The sequence below is a fragment of the Planktothrix sp. genome (genome assembly GCF_046067725.1).
Lineage (GTDB): Bacteria > Cyanobacteriota > Cyanobacteriia > Cyanobacteriales > Microcoleaceae > Planktothrix.
Genome location: NZ_JBJUDF010000062.1, coordinates 1 through 5192 on the forward strand (window position 1 = coordinate 1; position 5192 = coordinate 5192).

Annotated in this window: 5 protein-coding genes and 1 pseudogene; 3 read left to right on the forward strand and 3 right to left on the reverse strand. The window is 38.4% G+C overall.

All coding sequences use genetic code 11. The features are described from left to right. Nucleotides 1-136: 136 nt before the first annotated feature. Nucleotides 137-1078, reverse strand: a pseudogene (locus ACKPEB_RS03635) (GTPase HflX); the annotation flags it as partial. A gap of 165 nt (nt 1079-1243) precedes the next feature. Here ACKPEB_RS03635 and ACKPEB_RS03640 point away from each other — a divergent pair. Together ACKPEB_RS03640 and ACKPEB_RS03645 are read left to right on the forward strand one after the other, a co-directional pair. Next, the gene (locus tag ACKPEB_RS03640) at nt 1244-2011 is read left to right on the forward strand and encodes a peptidase (protein WP_408963432.1); all 768 of its coding nucleotides are present in this window, start codon (nt 1244-1246) and stop codon (nt 2009-2011) included. Between the two features lie 146 nt (nt 2012-2157). Further along, nucleotides 2158-2442 carry a hypothetical protein gene (locus ACKPEB_RS03645; RefSeq protein ID WP_408963433.1) on the forward strand — a complete coding sequence of 95 codons (285 nt, stop codon included), beginning with the start codon at nt 2158-2160 and terminating at the stop codon, nt 2440-2442. 34 nt (nt 2443-2476) lie between these two features. Here the strand turns inward: ACKPEB_RS03645 and ACKPEB_RS03650 are convergent, their stop codons facing one another. Further along, the gene (locus ACKPEB_RS03650; protein ID WP_408963434.1) at nt 2477-2674 is read right to left on the reverse strand and encodes a hypothetical protein; all 198 of its coding nucleotides are present in this window, start codon (nt 2672-2674) and stop codon (nt 2477-2479) included. A 159-nt stretch (nt 2675-2833) separates the two neighbouring features. Here ACKPEB_RS03650 and ACKPEB_RS03655 point away from each other — a divergent pair, with 159 nt between their 5' ends. Continuing rightward, nucleotides 2834-3688 carry an NAD(P)-dependent oxidoreductase gene (locus ACKPEB_RS03655; RefSeq protein ID WP_408963435.1) on the forward strand — a complete coding sequence of 285 codons (855 nt, stop codon included), beginning with the start codon at nt 2834-2836 and terminating at the stop codon, nt 3686-3688. 131 nt (nt 3689-3819) lie between these two features. Here the strand turns inward: ACKPEB_RS03655 and ACKPEB_RS03660 are convergent, their stop codons facing one another. Continuing rightward, nucleotides 3820-5145, reverse strand: coding sequence for a hypothetical protein (locus ACKPEB_RS03660; protein ID WP_408963436.1), 1326 nt, complete (start codon nt 5143-5145; stop codon nt 3820-3822). Nucleotides 5146-5192 lie beyond the last annotated feature (47 nt).

Here is a 5192-nt window from a genome sequence, read left to right on the forward strand (position 1 = left end):
TTAAATTTTATTAACTTTTTACTCTGACTCAATAAAGGAGAAAAACGATGGAGTACATCTTTAGTGCGGGTAATCAAGCTCTTTGGGCTGCGGGTAAGCTGATCCAAGTGACAACCAATACAGGTCAACTTTTACCCATATCAAGGATGACTTCGGTTCGGTCTACAATCCTGACCCCAATTTGGGTTTCCAAGTTACGAACTTGGGCTGGAGATAAATCTCGGTCAAAGACAATTAAATTAGCCCCGATGGTTTGGGCAACTAAGGCGATTTCTTGGACTTTTCCCTCGCCGACAACAGTTTGCGGGTGGGGTTGAGATCGCTTTTGGCGTAAGGTTTGTAACACTTGACCCCCGGCGGTATCCACTAAACGCACCAATTCCGCTAACCCATCTTCAAAGCGTTGGGGAGAGATTTTCTCGGTTTTGACCCCGACTAAGAGGACTTTATCTTGGCTAGAATCGACTTCACGGGCGACAAATTCCCGTTCAAATTCTGCCTCTAGGCCATTAACTAAATCCAGAAAGTCCTGTTGACACAGAACATCCAAACTCATCGGTAAGGACAAATAATAAGGAATGGCGGAGAAACCATTATCAATGTGTTGAGAATGGGCGGTGTCGATTTCGGGGACAAGGTGAGCGAGATAGGTGTCTTTGACATAACCTGTTTCACCTCCTCCTCGACGTTGAAACCCACTTCCGGTTAACGTGAGAACCGCGAGAACGTCTAACCGTTGAATGGCCATTGCAGTGAGGGCTGATTCTTTCGGGGGTTCGGTCGTGGTTTGGGTGGCTATACAGCGAATTCCACTCAGACGCCCATCCCCATAACGGGGAAGTTCTAAGGGGGGAATTTGGGTCTGGCGAGGGGTTCCGACCCCCACGCGAATTACTTGTCCCCGACGGTTAATATAGGCGCACAGAGGTTGTTCGACTTCTGTGCTGATGGCCGCCAGTCGCTGGGCGAATTCTGCGGTTGTAATGCGATCGCCCGGTAGTCTTTGATGATAGAGGTTTTGCAACCGTTTAAGCTGACTGGGTTTAAGACCTTGGAGTTGACCATAAATCGTTTCGATAACGTTTAACCAGTTCCCTGGCCCTCCATAAACGATAGGGGTTGATTTGAGATCATCATAGCTGAAATCTGAATTCAGGTGTTGGGGGTTGACTGTTGACAGTTTTGCGCTCAAAAGTCTATTCTTTTCCTTTTGGTGAGTTACTAAATTTTATTGATACTTTCTATGACTTATTGTTTGGGCATTATTACCAATACTGGCTTAGTGATTGCGGCAGATTCCCGCACAAATGCTGGGGTTGATTATATTTCTACCTATCGGAAATTATTCGATTTTTCTAAATCGGGCGATCGCGCTGTTTTACTCTGTACGGCTGGTAATCTTTCAATTACCCAGGGAATTGTCAGTGAATTAGAGCGAGATCTCAAAACCCAGGAAGATGTTAATTTACATACCCTTCCTTCGATGTATGAAGTGGCTCGTTATATTGGTTCAAAACTTAGAAAAATTCAAGAACTTGATGAAAAGTGGCTGCGTAAGGATGGGATTGAGCCTCAATGTTCGATGCTTTTAGGGGGTCAAATTAAGGGACAAGACCCTTGTTTATTTTTAATTTATAGTCAAGGTAATTTTATTCATGCTACCCGGGAAACGCCGTTTTTACAAATTGGTGAAACCAAATATGGTAAACCGATTTTGGATCGAACACTGAGTTTTCAGACTGAGTTAGAAGCGGCGGCTAAATGTGCTTTACTTTCGATTGATTCTACGATGAAATCTAATATTTCTGTAGGGCCCCCCATTAATTTAATTATGTATGAAAAGGATACGTTTGAAATTAAGAATTGGCTGAAATTACGTTTGGGTGATCCTTATTTAGCAGAAATTCGCAAACTTTGGGAAGAGTGCCTTAAACAAGGATTTAATAAGATCCCTAATATTAATTGGCAACATCGAGCGAGTGATTGTTCGGAAGATATTTTTATTGATTAGAGCTTTTTTAGAGAATTTGTGATGCAGGATACCGTTAAAAATGGGAAGTTATCCTATTTTTTCATTAGGGTGATAATTAACTGTTCTGCTAATTTTTTACCGCCTATCCAATCTTAGACTTATTTATCGTTCAAACGCCTAGAACAATGATGTTGAATTCTAGTAAAATCTACTGTTTTCGGGCGAGTTGGGAACTTTCTAGCCCGATTAGAAAACATACTATCCCAGATTGGTTATCGGTAGAATCTAATTGGCAAGGATACACCATTTGGACTGTTCCTTGGATCGCAGATGTTGCTAGGGTACTGGGTGCATTAGAAATAGAGGATTCCTCGGACGCCTGGAAATCTTATTTGGAAAGCTTAGGGTTTCAAAATGTTACCCCTGTTTTTGGAGAAGATTTATTTGAAGATAAACTTTATTCGCTTTAAACTCATTAAACACGGATTTTAATTCAGGTAAAAATTAATCAATAACCCACAAGCCCTTTTGTCGCCATTTTTGTTCTAAAAGGGCTTGTTCTATATCAGTAGTTTGAATCCAACCTTCGCTTACTAACAGTTCTCCTAATTTTAAATAGCAAATTTTTTGAACTGTAATGGCTTGTTCAACTTGGGTTGAAGAAATTAAACCTTTACGCACCAAAATTTCACCGAGTTTCATGAGCTTACACCTCAAGAAAGGTTAACAGATGAGCCTTGATGGTTTTAAAATCTCGAAAATTGTAGTTATTAAATTTTAGCTTTATGATGATCTAGGTTGCAAGATGGAAGCCACTGTAACTGATCATAGAAAGTTCTAGTCAATGGGAGTGAATATCAAATGAGAATTGGGATGATCGGAACCGGATTAATGGGGTTTCCGATGGCGATGCGACTACTTGAAACTGGATATCCAGTTATTGTCTATAATCGCACAACATCTAAAGTCGAACCGTTAAGAGAAGCCGGGGCGACAGTAGCGGGAACACCTCAAGGTTTAATTGCGACCAGTGATTGTATTTTATTAATGTTAACCAATCAAGACGCCATTGAGTCGGTTTTGTTCCGTTCAGAATTTCAATCGTTTTTATCAGGAAAAACAGTGATTTCTATGGGAACAATTTCGCCAACGGATAGTAAAACGATTCAAAAAGAAATTCTGAAAGCGGGAGGAAACTATTTAGAAGCACCTGTTTTGGGAAGTATTCCTGAAGCGAAAGCGGGAACATTACAAATTATGGTAGGTTCTACAGAGGCGCAATTTGATCAATGGTTGAATTTGTTAAAATTCTTAGGAGAACCGAAATATATTGGGGAAGTCGGAAGTGCGGCTGCGTTAAAATTAGCCTTAAATCAATTAATTGCTTCCTTAACAACCGCTTTCGCCTTAAGTTTAAATTTTGTTCAACAGCAAGGAGTTGATCTCGAATTATTCATGGATATTTTACGCAAAAGTGCGTTATATGCTCCCACCTTTGATAAAAAATTACAACGGATGTTAGAAGAAAATTATGAAAATCCTAATTTTCCTACTAAACATTTATTAAAAGACACGAATTTGTTTTTACAAGAAGCGGTCAAAATGGGGTTAAATGCGAGTTCGTTAGCAGGAGTAAAAGCAATATTAGAAGCAACCCAAAAACTCGGAAAATCAAACGATGATTATTCCGCCCTATTTACCACCATCAAACCGTAGGGTGCGTAAGCGCAGCGCACGCACCACATCAAAATTTATAGATCATTCTTTCTTAAATTTGTGAGAATTAATTGATCAAGGAATGGTACTTGCGCGTTGCTTACGCACCCTACAAAAATATAAGTTTGGGTTTAAAGACTAACTTCTTCCTCGATTTGTTCTTCTGATTCTTCTCTAAATTTAAAATACCAATAAAGATTAGCAACTGTTAAATTAGATGATTTTTCTAAATTAGCTATATTTAATGTTTTATAACCAAAATTTTCAGCATTTTTACTGACATAAATTTCCGCTTCTTTCCGTAAAGTAGAACGCATTAAAAATTTAAGCTGTTGCTTTAAGGAGGAAGAATGTGATTTTTGTTTAATATTTTCATAAAAAATCTGTTCTGGTGGTTTCTCAATAACATCTAAACATGATTCTAAATTAGAAACAGAATTTAACTCCCCCTCGTTCAAATCTACGCTTTCTAACAATTTCAAGTCAGAAGGAGGTAAACTATTGAACCAATTAACTTGATTTTTCCAGAGTTCTAAACCTGCTAGATCATGATTATGAATCCGGGTAATTTCAGGAAAAATAAAATCTAACTCGTCTTGCGTTTGGCAATTTTCAATCACGTTTAAAGTATCTTGACGGATTTTATTTTGAAAATAGGATAGACGATCACTTAATGCTTTCGGTTCTCCTTGTAAATAATAGGTTAGCGCGATCGCTTGTTCAATAACCCAAGAACATTCATATCGTCTCAGTTGACCTGCGGTTGACGTTTCAGAAAGAATGTGAGGACTATTATAAATTGCCAAAGATTCACTTAAGGTTTGTCGAGCGTTAGATAACTCAACATTTCTAGCATTAATATCTTGAATAGAGGTAGCAATTTTTATCAGTTTGGTAGCTTCTAAAAATCGGCTATAAGCTTTAATAAACTCTAAACGGTGTTGATTAAAAGTAATATCTTGAGCAACTTGATCAATCTGTTGAATAACTTCTAATCCTTGATTTCTTAACGCTTGTTTGAGATCAATAAATCCGTCTTTTATTTCTAATCTTAGTTGTTTAACATCTTCTCGTAATTTTAAAGTTTGCCATAAATTCACCGCAGAAAGAGCCGCAGTAACAGCTACACCCACACCAATCACAGCAGTAGTTCCTTGTAAAACCCCTAAACTGCTTTGTAAATTATTTAACTGTCCTAAAACTCCTTGAAATTCCTGATGATTCGGATACATTTTACCTGCTTTGATAACCATATTTCCCCCTGCTACAAGGGGGTTAGCAGCGATCAAAGGTGAAAAAGATCCATGATCAACCGCTAAACTTTTAGCAATTTCAACAAATTGACCTGTACTCGGATCTCTTAATATGGGTAAAAGTTGACCTGTATTGGTTGTCACTTGGATCAGCTTACCCGCAGCCCAAAGAGCTTGATTACCCGCACTAAAGATGTACTCCATCGTTTTTCTCCTTTATTGAGTCAGAGTAAAAAGTTAATAAAATTTAA